The organism is Gordonia alkanivorans NBRC 16433, from assembly GCF_000225505.1.
Taxonomy (GTDB): Bacteria; Actinomycetota; Actinomycetes; order Mycobacteriales; family Mycobacteriaceae; genus Gordonia; species Gordonia alkanivorans.
In genome coordinates, this window is record NZ_BACI01000117.1 from 109,301 (window position 1) to 124,986 (window position 15,686).

General features: G+C 68.0%; 16 protein-coding genes. 7 read left to right on the plus strand and 9 right to left on the minus strand.

The window, feature by feature from the left end; genetic code table 11:
• Positions 1-106: 106 nt before the first annotated feature.
• Both htpG and GOALK_RS21410 read left to right on the plus strand, forming a co-directional pair.
• Positions 107-2,095, plus strand: coding sequence for a molecular chaperone HtpG (htpG, locus tag GOALK_RS21405; protein WP_006360933.1), 1,989 nt, complete (start codon positions 107-109; stop codon positions 2,093-2,095).
• A gap of 34 nt (positions 2,096-2,129) precedes the next feature.
• Positions 2,130-3,113, plus strand: a complete 984-nt coding sequence (locus tag GOALK_RS21410; RefSeq protein ID WP_006360935.1) for a hypothetical protein — start codon at positions 2,130-2,132, stop codon at positions 3,111-3,113.
• Between the two features lie 16 nt (positions 3,114-3,129).
• On the opposite strand, the gene GOALK_RS21415 is transcribed toward GOALK_RS21410, so the two are convergent.
• Positions 3,130-3,609 (minus strand): nitroreductase family deazaflavin-dependent oxidoreductase, encoded by a 480-nt coding sequence (locus tag GOALK_RS21415; protein WP_005198266.1) that lies wholly within the window; start codon positions 3,607-3,609, stop codon positions 3,130-3,132.
• A 60-nt stretch (positions 3,610-3,669) separates the two neighbouring features.
• On the opposite strand from GOALK_RS21415, the gene GOALK_RS21420 reads away from it, so the two are divergent.
• Positions 3,670-4,599: an N-acetylglucosamine kinase gene (locus GOALK_RS21420; protein ID WP_006360936.1), complete on the plus strand. Its 930-nt coding sequence runs from the start codon at positions 3,670-3,672 to the stop codon at positions 4,597-4,599.
• Positions 4,600-4,601: 2 nt separating this feature from the next.
• On the opposite strand, the gene GOALK_RS21425 is transcribed toward GOALK_RS21420, so the two are convergent.
• Positions 4,602-5,444 (minus strand): crotonase/enoyl-CoA hydratase family protein, encoded by an 843-nt coding sequence (locus tag GOALK_RS21425; RefSeq protein ID WP_006360937.1) that lies wholly within the window; start codon positions 5,442-5,444, stop codon positions 4,602-4,604.
• Between the two features lie 72 nt (positions 5,445-5,516).
• On the opposite strand from GOALK_RS21425, the gene GOALK_RS21430 reads away from it, so the two are divergent.
• Entirely contained in the window at positions 5,517-6,176 is a 660-nt protein-coding gene (locus GOALK_RS21430; protein ID WP_035752541.1) for a PaaI family thioesterase, read from the plus strand.
• A gap of 24 nt (positions 6,177-6,200) precedes the next feature.
• Here the strand turns inward: GOALK_RS21430 and GOALK_RS21435 are convergent, their stop codons facing one another.
• From GOALK_RS21435 to GOALK_RS21455, 5 genes are all read right to left on the minus strand, one after another.
• Complete coding sequence (locus GOALK_RS21435; protein ID WP_006360939.1) at positions 6,201-6,755, minus strand: dihydrofolate reductase family protein; 555 nt, start codon at positions 6,753-6,755, stop codon at positions 6,201-6,203.
• On the minus strand, positions 6,756-7,718 hold the full coding sequence (locus GOALK_RS21440; protein ID WP_006360940.1) for a helix-turn-helix domain-containing protein: 963 nt from the start codon (positions 7,716-7,718) through the stop codon (positions 6,756-6,758).
• A gap of 66 nt (positions 7,719-7,784) precedes the next feature.
• Entirely contained in the window at positions 7,785-9,539 is a 1,755-nt protein-coding gene (locus tag GOALK_RS21445) for an alpha/beta hydrolase (RefSeq protein ID WP_006360941.1), read from the minus strand.
• A gap of 144 nt (positions 9,540-9,683) precedes the next feature.
• Entirely contained in the window at positions 9,684-10,496 is an 813-nt protein-coding gene (locus tag GOALK_RS21450; protein WP_006360942.1) for an ABC transporter permease subunit, read from the minus strand.
• Positions 10,493-11,407 carry an ABC transporter ATP-binding protein gene (locus GOALK_RS21455; protein ID WP_006360943.1) on the minus strand — a complete coding sequence of 305 codons (915 nt, stop codon included), beginning with the start codon at positions 11,405-11,407 and terminating at the stop codon, positions 10,493-10,495. The genes GOALK_RS21450 and GOALK_RS21455 overlap by 4 nt, the downstream gene beginning before the upstream one ends.
• A gap of 135 nt (positions 11,408-11,542) precedes the next feature.
• Between GOALK_RS21455 and GOALK_RS21460 the strand changes: the two genes are divergently transcribed.
• Positions 11,543-12,703: a sensor histidine kinase gene (locus tag GOALK_RS21460; protein WP_006360944.1), complete on the plus strand. Its 1,161-nt coding sequence runs from the start codon at positions 11,543-11,545 to the stop codon at positions 12,701-12,703.
• Complete coding sequence (locus tag GOALK_RS21465; RefSeq protein WP_006360945.1) at positions 12,700-13,350, plus strand: response regulator; 651 nt, start codon at positions 12,700-12,702, stop codon at positions 13,348-13,350. The genes GOALK_RS21460 and GOALK_RS21465 overlap by 4 nt, the downstream gene beginning before the upstream one ends.
• On the opposite strand, the gene GOALK_RS21470 is transcribed toward GOALK_RS21465, so the two are convergent.
• On the minus strand, positions 13,325-14,320 hold the full coding sequence (locus GOALK_RS21470; RefSeq protein ID WP_196222041.1) for an arsenic resistance protein: 996 nt from the start codon (positions 14,318-14,320) through the stop codon (positions 13,325-13,327). The two genes, GOALK_RS21465 and GOALK_RS21470, sit on opposite strands and share 26 nt — an antisense overlap.
• A gap of 67 nt (positions 14,321-14,387) precedes the next feature.
• On the opposite strand from GOALK_RS21470, the gene GOALK_RS21475 reads away from it, so the two are divergent.
• Positions 14,388-15,098, plus strand: coding sequence for a CPBP family intramembrane glutamic endopeptidase (locus GOALK_RS21475; protein WP_006360947.1), 711 nt, complete (start codon positions 14,388-14,390; stop codon positions 15,096-15,098).
• 11 nt (positions 15,099-15,109) lie between these two features.
• Here GOALK_RS21475 and upp read toward each other — a convergent pair whose 3' ends face one another.
• Positions 15,110-15,685, minus strand: a complete 576-nt coding sequence (gene upp / locus GOALK_RS21480; RefSeq protein WP_006360948.1) for a uracil phosphoribosyltransferase — start codon at positions 15,683-15,685, stop codon at positions 15,110-15,112.
• Position 15,686: the final 1 nt, after the last annotated feature.

Sequence of the window (15,686 nt, forward strand, 5' to 3'; positions counted from 1 at the left end):
GTCGCGCCCGGACCCGCGTCCGACACCGGACCCAGCACCGAAACGCCACGTCCACAACTGAACACGTGACTACCGAACACACGAGAACAGAACATGGAGGTTTGCGATGAGCGCTCAGCCCGAAGTTCATGAGTTCCAGGCGGAGACCCGGCAGCTGCTGGATCTCATGGTCCACTCGATCTACTCCAACAAGGACAGTTTCCTGCGTGAGCTGATCTCGAACGCATCCGATGCGCTCGACAAGCTGCGCCTGGAGTCGTTGCTCGACAAGGACCTCGACGTCGACACCTCCGACCTGCACATCACGCTCGTCCCGGATGCGGAGAAGCGCACCCTGGTCGTCGCCGACAACGGCATCGGCATGACCCGCGACGAGGTCGTCGGACTGATCGGCACGCTCGCCCGCTCGGGCACCGCGGAGCTGCGCCGCTCGCTGGCCGAGGCACGCGAGAAGGGTGTCTCGGACGCCGCCGCCGAGGAACTGATCGGACAGTTCGGCATCGGCTTCTACTCGACGTTCATGGTCGCCGAGAAGGTCACCCTGGTGACGCGCAAGGCCGGCGAGACCACCGGAACCCGCTGGGAGTCGACCGGCGATGGCACCTACACGATCGACGACGTACCGGACGCCCCGCAGGGCACCTCCGTCACCCTGGCACTGAAGCCGGCCGACACCGAGGACCACCTGTACGACTACGCCGACAAGTCCAAGCTCCGTCAGCTGGTCAAGCGCTACTCGGACTTCATCGCGTGGCCGATCCGCATGGACGTCGAGAAGACGGTGCCCGTCGAGAAGCCCGAGTCCGAATCGGAGTCCGCCGAGGACGACAAGGCTCCCGAGACCAAGACGGTCATCGAGGCCGAGACCATCAACTCGATGAAGGCCCTCTGGGCCAAGTCGCGGTCGGAGGTCTCCGAGGAGGAGTACCACGAGTTCTACCGGCATGTGTCCCACGCCTGGGATGCGCCGCTGGAGACCATAACCCTGCAGGCCGAGGGCACCTTCGAGTACCAGGCGCTGTTGTTCATCCCGACTCAGCCGCCGTTCGACCTGTTCATGCGCGACAGCAAGGTCGGCATCCACCTCTACGTCAAGCGCGTGTTCATCATGGACGACTGCGCCGAGCTGATGCCGGAGTACCTGCGCTTCGTCAAGGGTGTCGTCGACGCCGCGGACCTCTCGCTCAACGTGTCCCGCGAGATCCTGCAGCAGGACCGGCAGATCCGCGCGATCCGTCGTCGCCTCACCAAGAAGGTCATCTCGACCGTCACCGAGATGCGCGACAGCCGGCCCGACGACTACCGCACCTTCTGGGACGGTTTCGGTCGCGTCTTCAAGGAAGGCCTCGTCAACGACCCGGACAACCGCGACGCGCTGCTCAAGGCGTCGTCCTTCGCGAGCACCCACTCGGAGGAGGAGCTCACGACGCTGGCCGACTACATCGCCCGGATGAAGAGCGGTCAGGACACGATCTACTACATGACCGGCGAGTCCCGGCAGCAGATAGTCAACTCCCCGCACATGGAGGCGTTCCGCGCCAAGGGGATCGAGGTCCTCGTCCTGTCCGACCCGGTCGACGAGATGTGGGTCTCGGCCGGTGCCGAGTTCGACGGCAAGTCGTTCCAGTCGATCGCCAAGGGTGCGGTCGATCTCGACGCCGACGACGAGGACTCCGACGACACGTCCAAGGACGAGCGGGAGAAGGCCTACGCCGACCTGCTGTCGTGGCTGACCACCACGCTGTCCGACGACGTCAGCGAGACCCGGCTGTCGTCGCGTCTGACCGAGTCCCCGGCCTGCCTCGTGGGTGACACGTTCTCGATGTCACCCCAGCTGGAGAAGCTGTACCGGGCCTCGGGACAGCAGTTCCCGAAGTCCAAGCGGGCGCTCGAACTGAACCCCGAGCACCCGTTGGTCGAGGCGCTGAACAAGGCGTATGCGAACGGCGACCACGAGAAGCTGGTGCCGACCGCGAAACTCGTCTACGGCATGGCCGTGATCGCCGAGGGCGGCGAGCTCGAGGACCCCGCGGAGTTCGCGAAGCTGCTCGCGGGCAGCCTCACCGAGTCGTTCGCGGCCGGATCGGATTCCTGATCGGGTTCGCGCCGCCCCGGGCAGGTTGCCCGGAATGACCCGTCGCGGGTGGACGATCACCATCGGCGTCGGGGCTCTGGTCCTGGCGGTCGTGCTGGTGTCCGCTCTCCTCGTGGGACTGTCCCGCCAGGACGAGCGGGCCCGCACGCCCGCCGACGCCGTCCGGACCTATCTCACCGCGCTCTCCGGCGCCGATGCCTCGGCGGCCCTCGCCGTCGTCGCCCCGCGTCCGGACGCCCGGTTCCTCACCGACGGTGTGTTGCGCCAGCAGCGTGCCGAGGCGCCGATCTCCGACATCGAGGTCGACGATCCGGGGGAGTCCGCGCGGACTGTCCGGGCGCGGTATCGGCTGGGGTCACGTGAGGTCGACACGTCCATCAGGGTGACGCGGGCCGGGGACGGCTGGGCGGTCGTCGACGGCGCGGTGAAGGTGCGCATCGAGTCCCTGTTGGTGCCCGGGCCGACGCTGTTCGGAGCCCAAGTGAAGGCCGGGGACACGGTCCACCTCTTCCCGGGTCCGCAGCGATGGGGTTCCCGGGACATCGATTTCGTCGGGCGGCCGACGGACGACCCGCCGACCGGTCCCCATGCACCGATGACGGTCATGGTGGTGGCCGAGCTCAGCCCCACCGGGGTGTCGGCGGTCAGCGACGCCGTCACGGCACAGCTCACCCGTTGCGCGGCGTCGACCCGTGCCGACGCCGGAACCGACATGCCCGGTTGTACGCAGCGACTGTTCCGGTCGGCGGCGGCCGGCAGTGTGCGCTGGACCGCCCCTCGTGACCTGTCTGGTCTGCGGTACCTGCTCCGACGCCCCGATGCGAGCAACGATGCGACGCCGAGCGAGAAGGACCTCGGCACGGTCGACGTCGCGGGTGCGGTCGAATGGCGGGTGGCCTACACCCCGGACTACGACCGGGACGGGCCCCGCGTCGAGACGACCGACATCCAGTACCTGGTCGGGGAGGTCGATCTCACCGCCGACACACCGTCGTTCACCGCCGAGCCGGTGTCCTGACCTCGACTCGGTGCGGCTACCCGGCGGGCGGTGCGGGGCGGAGCCGGAAGACCGGGATCCGGCGGTCGGTGCGCTTCTCGTACAGGTCGAAGTTGGGCCACACGGTACGCAGCTTCTGCCACGCCGCATCACGGTCGGCTCCCTCGAGTTCGGTCGGGACCGCGACGGACACCACTCCGGCGACGACGATCTCGATGGTGTCGGCGGCCCGTATGTTGTACACCCACGCAGGCATTTTGGGTCCACCGAAGTAGGAGCCGGCGATCAGCCAGTCGTCGCCGTCGGGAACTGCGAGGAGTTGGGTGGTCCGGATGGCACCGGTCTTGCGACCCGCCACCCGGATGGTGATGTTCGGGAGATCGGCGATGTCGAGCAGGGTCATCCGTTGACCGGTGACGGTCTGAATGGCGTTGTCGCCCACCACGATCTGTGGGAGAAAACGAGGCATCCAGGGGATCGACCCGATCTTGATCGCGAGGCTGCGCCGCACCTTCATCCGCCCAGTGTGACATGACATCGTCGCCGCGTCGGCACGGTGCCGGATAGCGTGCACATCATGGGCGGCCACACGACGGGACACATCCTCATCGACGGCGGGCAGACGGGAACGCGTCTGCGTGTCGAGACGCCGGCCGGTACCGACGACTGCGAGCTCGGAGCGATCCGCACGGACCGGCCGGTGGTGGAACAGATCGCGCAGGCCGTCCACGACGCCGGGATACCGGAGGCCACGTGGTCGTTGGCCGCCGGGGTCTCCGGACTCACACCTGAGGCTGCGCGCCCGTCGGCGTTGCTCGCCGCGGTCGCCGACCTCGGGGTGACGTCGGTTGCGCTGGCACACGATTCGGTCACCGCGTACCTGGCCGCGAACCGGGACGGGTTCGGCGTGGTCACCGCGGTCGGTACCGGCGTCGTGACACTCGGCGTCGGACCCGCCGGGGTCCACCGGGTGGACGGCTGGGGCCATCTGTTCGGTGACGCGGGCAGCGCCTATTGGATCGGACGAGCCGGGATCGATGCCGCGCTGCGTGCTTTCGACGGACGGGGGAGCGCGACGGTCCTACGGGATCGGGCCGCCGAGATGTTCGGTCCGCTCGACGAGCTGTACATGGTCGTCCAGGGTGATCCGGACCGCGTGGCGCGGGTGGCCGGATTCGCCCGCGCGGTCGACGCGGCCGCCCGGGATGGCGACGTGGTCGCGCAACAGATCATCGACGACGCCGCGGACGAACTCGCCGGGTCGGCGCTCACCGCGCTGGAACGCAATGGTCACCGACCCGGCGAGAAGGCGCGGATCAGCTGGATGGGCACGGTGATGACGGCCAACCACCGACTCCGCGGGCGCTTCGTCGTCGTGATCGGCGAGGCTGCGCCCGGTGTTGACATCGGGGCGCCGCACGGGCAACCCCTCGACGGCGTGCGGCTGCTGGCCGGGCTGGCCGAGTCGCACCCGCTGGCCGCGGAGGTCCACCGCAGCCAGTTGTGAGGTCAGCGCCCCTTGAATTCCGGCTTGCGCTTCTCGAAGACGGCGGTGATTGCCTCGGAGAGGTCCTCGCTGGGGAGGAATGCCGAGTTCCAGGCCGCGACGTAGCGCAGGCTGTCGTGCACGGCGGCGCTGCGGGAATGGTCGAGGACGTCCTTGATGCCGTGGACGACGAGCGGCGGGTTGTCGGCGATCTCGCGGGCGGTCGCGCGGGCGAGCGCGAGCACGGCGTCCTGATCGTCGGCGACGTCGTTGACCAGCCCGATCTTCTCCGCGCGCGCGGCGTCGATGTCCTTGCCCGTCAGCGCCAGTTCACGCATGTGGCCGTCGCCGATGATGTAGGGCAGTCGGGCGAGAGTGCCCACGTCGGCGACCATGCCGACCTTGACCTCACGGATGCTGAACTTGGCATCGGCGCTCGCGTAGCGGACGTCGGCGGCACAGATCAGGTCGACGCCGCCGCCGATGCACCAGCCCGAGACCGCGGCGACGACCGGCTTGCGGCAGTCCGCGACCGCGGTGATCCCGGCCTGCAGCTTGCGCAGCGACTCCAGGAACTCGGTGCGCGCGGCGGCCTTGGCGTTGTCGGCCAGGACGTTGGCCAGGGTGCCGGCCATCGCGACGAGGTCGAGTCCGAAGGAGAAGTGTTTGCCGGCGCCGGTCAGCACGACGGCGCGCACCTCGGGATCGGTGTCGATGTGGCCGAAGATCTCGGGGAGCTCGCGCCAGAAGTCGGGGCCCATCGCATTGCCCTTGCCGGGGCCGGTGAGCACGACCTCCGCGATGTGGTCGGCAACGGTGACGTCGAACGCGGTCCAGTCGCGTTCATTCCAGGCTTGCGCTGTCATGCGAGGGAGCTTACTCGGCAGTCAGGACGTCCGATGGGCGGACTGCCGGAGCCGCCCTGTTAGATGAAACCCATGAGCGGATACATCCAGGAGGACATCGACCCCGAGGAGCTCGCGCATCGTTCCGAGCTCGCGTCGTCGATCGCCGGGAGCGTGCGCGAACTGATCGACGCGACCGTGCGCACCGAGGTCGGGGAGGCCGACATCGCCGAGGCGCGCCGGCTCATCGAGGCCGCCACCGAGATCCTCCGCAGGGACCAGCTGCCCGGCGCCTACGGCATCCGGTTCAACTCCGACGGCACCAAGCGCTCGTGGGGCAATGCCATTCTGGGGCGGCGCAATCCGATCGCACCGCCCGTCGAGCTGCACCACGAGTCCGAGTTCAGTTGGACCGAGGTCGAACTCGGGGCCGCCTACGAGGGCCCGGCCGGGCTCGTCCACGGTGGTGTCCTGGCCCTGATCCTCGACCAGCTCCTCGGCTCGACCGCCGAGTTCCAGGGCGTCCCGGGAATGACCGGCACCCTCAGCGTCCGCTACCGGAGTGCGACGCCGCTCGGCAAGATCCGTGGCGAGGCGCGGGTCGACCGCGTCGAAGGTGTGAAAACCTTTGTCACCGGCACGATCTCGAGCAACGGCAAGGTCAGCGCCGAAGCGGAGGGGATCTTCATCCTGCCCAAGTGGGCTCGCGGTGAGGTGTCCGACGTGTTGCGCAAGTCGGTGGGCGAGGGCTGAGTGTCCGGAACTGCGCGTAGTGCCTCAGACCTCGCCGAGCCGAGTCCGTGCTCCGATGAGTGAGTAACGCGCGCAGAGGAATGCGCCGTTGCGGGCGAAATCCTGTAGTTCGAGATCGTAGCGTCGCGGAAAGAGGGGGCGTCCGGCCCCGAGGGTGACCGGCGCGATCGAGACGATCATGTCGTCGAGCATCCCGGCCTCGGCGAACTGGGCGGCGAGATCACCTCCGCCGACGACCCACACGTCCTGGCCACCCGCTGCTTCGGTCAACAGATCGCGGTGGTCGGCGGGATTTCCGTCGATGACGGTGATGGAGTCGGCCACCGGGGTGATCGTCCGATGGGTGAACACGAAGGACGGGATCTCGTACGGCCACGGTTTGCCGTCGGCGAGTTCGTTGTCGAGCAGCCACCGGTAGGTGGTGTACCCCATGACCGCGGCGCCGATCCCGGCGTAGAAGTCGTCGTAGTTCATCGGACCGCCCTCTTCGAGCGGTTGGGTCAGAAGCCAGTCGAGGCTGTCGTGGTCGTCGGCGAGATAGCCGTCGAGCGTGGTCGCGGTGTAGTAGCGGAAGGACATCTAGAAACCTCCGGAGTGCTTGCGGTGCCACATGATCGGGTCGGGGTCGAGTGCCGCGACGTCGACGCCGGCCGCGCGCAGCATCCACCGCGCGAGTTGACGACGATGCGCGGAGAAGGTCAGTACGTGCGCGACGATCTGGGAGAGCAGAAACGATTCGGGCGGGTCGCACAATGCATCGATGACGCGGTCCTGCCAGGCGTTGCGGCGGTCGATGTCGCGGATCAGCGCCAGCCAGCGGGGAGTCAGTTCGCGGTGCAGTTCGACGAGGGTGGGCAGATCCACCGGCGGGTCGGGCGGCATGTCGGCGCCCTCGATTGTTGCCAGCCACGGCTGCTTGTCGACGACGAGATGTGACATCACCTGCGCGAGTGACTCTTCCGGTCCGTTCCAGTGCAGCGGTTCGTGGCCGGGAAGCAGTCTCCGGTTCCACTCGTCGTCGTCGATTCCCTTGGCGGCGTCGAGCAGGACCCCGACGTCGTCGAGGTCGTGTCGCACCATGAGCATCAGGACGTCGCCGGCACTCTCCGTGGTGGGGGTGCCGCTGTCGACGTAGAGCACTGTGGGCGAGTGGAAGTGGATGCCGTTGGGCGCGGGTAGCCAGTGGCTGTGCTCGGCCGGCGTGGTGGTCGACGCCGCTCGTCCTGGGCTGTGTCCGAAGGCGCGTGTGAAGGCCCGGGCGAACCCGTCGACGGACTCGTAGCCGGAGTCGAAGGCGACCTCGGTGACCGTCCGGCCGTGTTGCAGCAGCCAGGCGGCACGCTCGAGGAGCACCCGTCGACGCAGCGCCACCGGCGACTCGCCCACACCCCGGCTCACCTGCCGGGAGAAGTGGAACGGCGACGAGAACGCGCCGCCTGCCATCTCGTCCAGACTCGAGTGCTTGTCGGCCAGTACGGCGTCGAGCAACTCGCGCAGTCGATCACGGTCGCCGGAGGTCCGGTCGCTGGGAGTCGAGGTCACGCATCGAGTATGGAACGCCGGACACCGATCTGACCCGACCGTTCTTGCTGCGGTCGGCTTTCCTGCTCAGTCGCGGCTGAGCAAGGGGATGAGCTTCTCGGTCTTCTCCGGTGTCCAACCCGGGGGCTGCAGGATCTCTGCCCACGCCGCCGGGATCGCGGCCAGGTAGAAGTGGCCGTGGCCGTCGGGAACCCCGGTCGACACCGCCATGTCGGCGCTGACCTGCAGGAAGGTCACGAAGGGAATCCAGTGCATCGCCGGCAGGACGTCCCGTCCACGCGCTTCGTTGAGCCAGTCGGGCTCGCGGAGGATCAGGCGCGGCGACCACCACGAGATCGGGTCGGAGGCATGCTGCAGGTAGACCGCGCGGCCCGGGACCCACTCGCCCTTGGCGTTGTACAGATCCGGAGCGTCGGCGATGAAGCGGACCTGCCGACCGTCCTCGTAGACCGGTTGCCACTCGGGCGTGCCGGGGTCGCGGTTGGTGGTTGTGTCGACCCACAGCGAGTTGTTGAACGTCGGGCCGACGAACAACGCGCCGTCGGTCCGGGCGTTGAGGGACGGAATCGTGCCGAAGGCCGACTCGGCGGCGAACGAACCGAGACTCTCGCCGAAGACCACCAGCTTGGGCCGCTGGGCCTCCGGGATCGCACGGACCCGTTCGGAGACGGCCTCGAACAAGGCCTGACCGGCTTGGCGCGCCCGCTCCTTGTCGACGAGGAACGACAGCCAGCTGGGTAGATAGGAGTACTGCATGCTGACCGTGGCGGTGTCGCCGTTGTACATGTACTCGAGGGAGTCGACTGTCGCCTGGTTGATCCAGCCGGTGCCCGTGGTCGAGGCGACCGCGACGACCTGCCGTTGCAGCCCACCGGTGCGTTCGAGTTCTTCGGCGGCGAGTTTCGCGTTGGCGCGCAGGTCGTCTCCCGAGCCGAGGCCGACGTAGGCGCGGATCGGCTCCATCGCGGGGGTGCCGTTGAACGCCGACAGCTCCTCGACGGTCGGACCGACCGAGACGAAGATCCGGCCCTGACGTCCGAGTGAATCCCAGGTCACCAGCGAGCCCGGACCACCGGACCGCAGCGGCGACGTCGGCGGCGTGGAGTCGGCGGTGGTCTCGTCGTTGACCGCGGCGAACGACGAGTTCAGAGCTTTCATACCGTAGTTCGCGACCACGCCGTTGAGCACGAAGACGGTGACGAGGATCGCGACGACGATCGCCGCGACCGCGGAGATACGCGGCGGGGCAACGTGGTTGATCTTGCGGACCAGCCAGACGACGCCGTCGCCCCACGCCTGGCCGATCAGGATGAGCAGGAAGAAGACCACGATGAAGATGACCGCGATCTGCGGGTATGCGGTCCAGGACAACAGGTCGACGTCCATCATGGTGCGGATCTGATCCTGCCACCGCTGGAACATCACGAGCATGACCAGGGTGCCGGCGATCGCGGCGAGGCCGAGCGCCACCCAGACCCGGTGCATCGGGGCGGGCCAGGGCTTGTCGCGGGAGATCATGAATCGGATCAGCCACGAGAAGAACACGCCGAGCGAGTATCCGAGCGCCGCCGACGCGCCGCTGACGACACCCTGGAACAGTGCGCCTCGGGGAAGCAGCGACGGTGTCATCGACAACCACAGGAACACCAATGCCACACTCAGCCCGACGCAGGAGAAGCGGTCGAGGCGCCGCCGCCACCACCCCGGGCGGGCGCCATCGGCACCGCCCTCGGCAGGGGCCGGCGCCTCCGCGACCGGTTCGGCGGCAGGTTCGGCAGGGGGCTCGATACCCGGGTCGGTGGCAGGGGTCGACGACGACACGTGGGTTCCTCTTTTCTCGAGAACCCGGCAAACCTAGCAGCGGATGACGGTCGGCGACATGGCGTGTGCCCACTTCGGCCCAATACTGCTCCCGCACGGTTACCGCCGGTGGTGGTCGTCCGTGCCCGGTTCGGTCGAGATGCCCTACTTCACCTCGGACCGCATCACGCGAACCAGCCCGATGCCGAGGGGGAGCGCGATCCAGATCAGGCCGGACACCAGCAGCCGCGCCCACTCGCCGCCGGTGGCCCACTCCCCGGACTGGAAGGGCATGTGGGTCAGCGTCGTGTCGACCCACTGCCCGAGGTTGTCCTTGAACCACGGGACCAGTTCGCTGACCACCGACAAGGCCGTGGGGAGCGCGAAGTAGGCGACGACGGCTCCCGGGGTGTTGAGGATCAGGGCGGCGAAACCGAATCCGAGCAGCAGACCGAATGCCTGGATGACAAAGGAATTGACGAATCCGGCCACGCCCAGTCCCCAGGCGCCGGCCGGGTCGGCGAAGGCGATGGCGGCGATGCTGTTCCCGATGATCCCGAGGACCAGTGCCACCGCGACCGCGGCCACTCCGGTGATCAACGACGCGACGAGTTTCGCGCCGATGATCCGTTTCCGGCGGGGTTCTAGCGTGAAGGTCGTGAGCGCGGTGCGTTGGCTCCATTCGCCGGTGACCAGCAGGATCGCGAGGATCGGCAGGATGATCGCGGTGGGGATGTTCATCAGCCCGAAGAACTCGCCGAGGTTGAGGTTCTCGGGATCGTTGCGGTTGGCGATGAGCATCGCGACCATGATGACCGCGGCGATGACGCCGATCGACGCGGTCAACCAGAAGCCGGCCCGGGTGTCGACGAGCTTGCGGAGTTCGACTCCGACGAGGCGCCCGAACGGGATACCGGGGCGGTCGACGTCGATCCCGCCGGTGGTCGGGAGGGGTGCGCGGAAGTCGGCGACGGTCATCGGAGGGCTCCTTCGAGGGTGGGCTGCTCGCGCTGCGTGTCGGAGGTCAGCTGCAGGAACATGGCTTCGAGTTGTGCACCGTCGGCGGGACGTAACTCGGTGAGGACGACACCGACCGCCGCCGCGGCGCGGCCGACGTCGACCGGGTCTGCGTCGACGTCGAGTCCTCCGGATGTGTTGGGACGGGCCACGATCTGAGCTGCGGTCAGTGCTCGCAGCAGGGCCTCGTCATCGAGCGAGCGGACGCGCGATCCGGCGCCGGCCAGCAGTTCTGCCTTTGGCCCCTGCGCGACGATCCGCCCGTTGCCGATGACGACGATGTCGTCGGCGATGATCTCGATCTCGTGGAGCAGATGCGAGGACAGCAGGACCGTGCCGCCACGATCGGCATAGTTGCGCAACAGAGTTCGCATCCAGTGGATACCGGCGGGGTCGAGGCCGTTGGCCGGTTCGTCGAGGATGAGGATCTTCGGGTCACCGAGCAGCGCGGCGGCGATACCGAGGCGCTGGCGCATTCCGAGGGAGTAGTTGCGCACCCGACGGCCCGCCTCCTCTGGTGTGAGACTCACCTTCTCGAGCATCTCCTCGACCCGGTCGCCGCTGATCCCCATCGTCATCGCGGCCAGACGAAGGATCTCGGCGCCGGTCCGTCCGGCGTGCTGCGCAGAGGCGTCGAGCAGAACGCCGACCTGCGTGGCCGGGTTCGGGATGGTCCGGTAGTCGACGCCGTAGAGGTGCGCGACCCCAGCGCTGGCCGGCGTGAGCCCGGCGATGATGCGCATGGTCGTCGACTTGCCGGCGCCGTTCGGGCCGAGGAAGCCGGTGACCTGTCCCGGTCGGCAGGTGAAGGACACGTCGTCGACCGCTACGTGGTCGCCATACCTTTTCGTGAGGTTCTGCACTGTGATCATGGGTCTCATGGTCGTCGGCGCAGGTGATCACCCGCATCGGTCACCGGTCCACAGCTACATCAGCCGAAAGTCGTAGACGTGTCGTATCCGATGGTCGGAGGTCGCGCCGGAACTGTCCGACTAGCGTGAACGGATGTGAAACCCGAGCAGTACCAACCCCCGCTCACCTGGGCCGGTCACGCGTGGCGACTCGCGCTGATGCTGCTGGTGTCCGCGGCCGTGTTCAGCACCCGCGCCGGATACCTGTGGAACGAGGTGCGCTGGTGGTTTTTCGCCGACCTCGCACTCGGGGTGGCGTCGTACTCGGCGGTCTGGTGGCGGCGTCGGTATCCCGTTGCGGTGACCGTGTTCACCAACCTCGCGGGGATCGTGTCGACGACGTCGCTCGGGCCGGCGACTCTCTCGCTGGTGTCGATGGCGACCCGCCGGCGATGGGTCGAGATCATCCCGCTGACGCTGCTGTGCGTGGTCGCGAATGTGGTCGCGTCGCAGTTCTTCTCAACCCCCGCCGAGGAAGACGACCCGGCGCTCGTGGTCTACGCCGTCATTGCCGCACTCACCGCGGCGATGGTGTCCTGGGGCATGTACATCGGTTCGCGGCGGGAACTCCTCGCGAGCTGGCAGGCCAGGGCGCTCGCGTCGGAAGCCGAGCAGCAGGCCAAGGTGCAGCAGGCGCGATCGCTGGAACGTGCGCGCATCGCGCGCGAGATGCACGACATTCTCGCCCACCGGATCTCGGCGATGAGCATGTCGGCCGGGGCACTGGCCTACCGGACGGACCTGACCGGTGAGCAGGTGCGCGAGACGGCACGCACGATCCAGGAGACCTCACACCTCGCGCTCACCGAGTTGCGCGAAGTGCTCGGAGTACTACGGGAGGGCCCGGGCGACGCCGCGCCGGAAGAACCGCAGAACGCACCCGACCTGATGGCGCTCGTCGACGAGGCACAGCGGCTGGGGATGCGGGTCGACGCCAGGTGTGAGATCGATGTCGCCGCACTGTCTCCGGCGATCGCCCGCACGCTCTACCGCTGTGTGCAGGAGGCCCTGACCAACGCCCGCCGACACTCGCCGAGCGCGCCGGTCACGATGCACATCCGCGGTGGCCCCGACCACGGCGTCGACCTCCTCGTCGAGAACCCGTTGCCGCTGACGGCCGGATCCGCCTCACCCGCCCCGGGTTACGGCCTGGTCGGACTCGCCGAACGTGTCGGCCTGCACGGTGGGCGGCAGTCGGCGACCGTCAGCGACGACAAGAGATTCTTGCTGCACGTCTGGCTACCGTGGCAGTCATGACCGCACGCATCATGATCGTCGACGACGACCCGCTCGTCCGATCGGGACTCCGGCTCCTCCTCGGGGGCGACGCCGAGCTCGACATCGTCGCCGAAGCAGGCAACGGGCAGGAAGCCCTCGACAGCCATCGCGACGATCCGGTCGACCTGATCCTGATGGACCTGCGCATGCCGGTTCTCGACGGCATCGAGGCCACCGGACGATTCAAGGCACTGCCGGCGCCGCCGGCGGTGATCGTGCTGACCACCTTCGACGCCGACGACTTCGTGGTACGCGCGCTCGCCATGGGCGCCGACGGCTTTCTCCTCAAGGACACCGCGCCCGACCAGATCGTCGCAGCCATCCACAACGTGCTCGCCGGGCAACCCGCGCTGAGTCCCTCGGTCACCGCCGCGTTGATCAAGCAGGTTGTTGACGGCGGGGGAGCCCGATCATTCTCTGCCACAACCCGTATCGAGTCGCTCACCGCCCGGGAGCACGACGTCGCCGTCGAACTCGCGCGGGGGGCGTCGAACGCGGAGATCGCCGACCGGCTCTACATGAGCCTCGCGACGGTCAAGGCGCACATCTCGCACATCTTCACCAAGCTCGACGCCTCGAACCGCGTCCAGGTCGCGATCCTCATGCACGACGCCGGAGTGGTCTGAGAGCGCCCCGACGTGCCGCACGGCTGAACGCCCACACGAGGAGCACCATCCCGATCAGCTCGACGAGCGTCTGGGTGATCACCGTCGCCGCGGCCAGCTCGGCGCCGACCGGAAGCGCCAGTGCCAGCGGGAGCACCACGAGCGAATTGCGGGTCGCGCCAGAGAACACGACGGCTGTCCCGGACGCCGGTGAGAGGTGAAGGGCGCGGGCGACGCCGAGCCCGACGATCGCCATGAGGATCAGGAACAGGACGTAGACCGGGATGACGCCGGCGATGTCGTCGAAACGGGAATCGATCCGCGGGACCTGCGATCCGACAGCGGTGACAAGCACCGCCATCATCAGCGGGACCATCGTCACCGACACCGCGTCGCCGGTACGACGCCCGACATCGCTCCGGACGGCCCATGCCTGCGAGAGCCAGGCCAAGACCAGGGGGAGGGCGATGAGAACCGCGAATGCCCACAGGAACGGCTCCGGATCGAGCGCTGCCCGGTCCTCGCCGAGCAGGAGTGTCAGATACACCGGGACGATGAGCATCTGGGCGAGCAACAGCAGCGGCGTCGCCGCGAGCAGGCGCTGCCGGTCACCCCCGGCGAGACCGGCGAAGACGACGACGTAGTCGACGCACGGACACAACAGCACCAGCAGCGCACCAATCCGGATGGCGTCATCAGCCGGTAGAAGGGGAGACAACGCCCAGACCACGAGCGGCACGAGAACGAAGTTCACCGCCAGCACCACCGCCAGAAACCTTCGGTCGCGCAGCGAGGCAACGAGATCTGTCGCCCTGACCTGGAGGAAGGTGGCGAAGAGGAGAGCGGCCAGCAACGGGGTGACCGCCACGTCCATCGACTCGGCCGCCGACGGCACCGTCAGCCCGAACGTCAGGCCCACGCCGATCGCGAGGAGATACAGCGCGACCTGATGTCGTTCGAGACGTTCGGGAACGCGGACGGTGTCGGGCACGGCACCATTCTGGGCCACCGGGCGTCGATCGGCGCCACGGGCCGCGGTACTGCGCGACACTCGACGGATGACCGCACCGTCCCGACGCCACGACGTGGCTCTGCTCGTCGTGATCGTCGCGGCCCTGATCGCGGTCAACGTCGCGGCTCACCGCTCGAGTGGCGTGTTCGCGGTGCTGATCATCCCGGTGGCTGCGATCCTCTTGCTGCTCATAGCGCGGCTCGGCGGACTCGACTGGCGCGAACTGGGACTGAGCCGCGCCGAACTGCGCGCGGGTGTCCCGTTCGCCGTCGCCTCGGTGATCGTCGTGGCGGCGATCGTGTCGACCGCCGTCGCGATCCCGGCGACCCGTGACTTCTTCCTCTCGGACCGCTACGACGACACATCCGAGGCGTTGCTGGCCGCGTTCGTCGTCATCCCGCTACAGACCGCCATCCCCGAGGAACTGATGTTCCGCGGCGTCCTGCAGGGAACCCTCGGCCGGTTGTGCGGTCCGACCGGGACCCTTGTCTACGGCGCCGTCGCCTTCGGACTGTGGCACATCCTGTCCTCGACGGGACTCACCGAAGGAAACGAAGGACTCAGCGACACCCTCGGGTCGGGCACCGTCGCGCAGGTCGCCGGGATCGCTGGTGCGGTTGTCGCGACCGGCCTCGCGGGCTTCGTTCTCGGTTGGCTACGGCAGCGCACCACGAGTCTCCTCGCCCCCATCGCCTTGCACTGGGCCCTCAACGCCACCGGCGCGATCGGTGCCGCGGTGGCGTGGCAGGTCTCCTGACCGGCGTGCGCTCACGCCGTCCCGAAGACCCGATCACCCACATCCCCGAGGCCGGGTCGGATGAATCCGTCGGCGTCGAGTTCGCGGTCGATCCCGGCGGTGTAGACGGGAACCTCGGGATGTGCCCGGTGCAGGACGTCGATGCCTTCCGGACAGGCGACGAGGCACATGAACTTGATCGATCGCGGCGCGTACTCCTTGATCCGGTCGATCGCCGCGACCGCCGAAAAGCCGGTCGCGAGAAGGGGATCGACGATCACTACATCGCGCTCGTCCAAATCCGGCGGCATCTTGAAGTAGTACTCGACCACGACCATCGTCTTGGGGTCGCGATAGAGGCCGATGTGGCCGACCCGCGCGCCCGGCACGACGGTGAGCATGCCGTCGGCGATCCCGGCGCCGGCACGCAGGACCGCCGCGAACACCAGCTTCTTGCCGTCGATCACGCTCGCCGTGGTGGTCTCCAGCGGTGTGTCGATGGTGATCTCGTGCATGGGGATGTCCCGCAGCACGTCGTAGGCCATGAGGGTGGAGATCTCGTTCAGCAGGCGCCGGAAGTCGTTGGTGGACGTGTCTTTCCGGCGCATC

Excerpts from the sequence above, each read along its gene's own strand:
- htpG (WP_006360933.1), top strand. The coding sequence starts at position 107 with ATGAGCGCTCAGCCCGAAGTTCATGAGTTCCAGGCGGAGACCCGGCAG.
- GOALK_RS21410 (WP_006360935.1), top strand. The coding sequence starts at position 2,130 with ATGACCCGTCGCGGGTGGACGATCACCATCGGCGTCGGGGCTCTGGTC.
- GOALK_RS21415 (WP_005198266.1), bottom strand. The coding sequence starts at position 3,609 with ATGAAGGTGCGGCGCAGCCTCGCGATCAAGATCGGGTCGATCCCCTGG.
- GOALK_RS21420 (WP_006360936.1), top strand. The coding sequence starts at position 3,670 with ATGGGCGGCCACACGACGGGACACATCCTCATCGACGGCGGGCAGACG.
- GOALK_RS21425 (WP_006360937.1), bottom strand. The coding sequence starts at position 5,444 with ATGACAGCGCAAGCCTGGAATGAACGCGACTGGACCGCGTTCGACGTC.
- GOALK_RS21430 (WP_035752541.1), top strand. The coding sequence starts at position 5,517 with ATGAGCGGATACATCCAGGAGGACATCGACCCCGAGGAGCTCGCGCAT.
- GOALK_RS21435 (WP_006360939.1), bottom strand. The coding sequence starts at position 6,755 with ATGTCCTTCCGCTACTACACCGCGACCACGCTCGACGGCTATCTCGCC.
- GOALK_RS21450 (WP_006360942.1), bottom strand. The coding sequence starts at position 10,496 with ATGACCGTCGCCGACTTCCGCGCACCCCTCCCGACCACCGGCGGGATC.
- GOALK_RS21455 (WP_006360943.1), bottom strand. The coding sequence starts at position 11,407 with ATGATCACAGTGCAGAACCTCACGAAAAGGTATGGCGACCACGTAGCG.
- GOALK_RS21465 (WP_006360945.1), top strand. The coding sequence starts at position 12,700 with ATGACCGCACGCATCATGATCGTCGACGACGACCCGCTCGTCCGATCG.
- GOALK_RS21475 (WP_006360947.1), top strand. The coding sequence starts at position 14,388 with ATGACCGCACCGTCCCGACGCCACGACGTGGCTCTGCTCGTCGTGATC.
- upp (WP_006360948.1), bottom strand. The coding sequence starts at position 15,685 with ATGCGCCGGAAAGACACGTCCACCAACGACTTCCGGCGCCTGCTGAAC.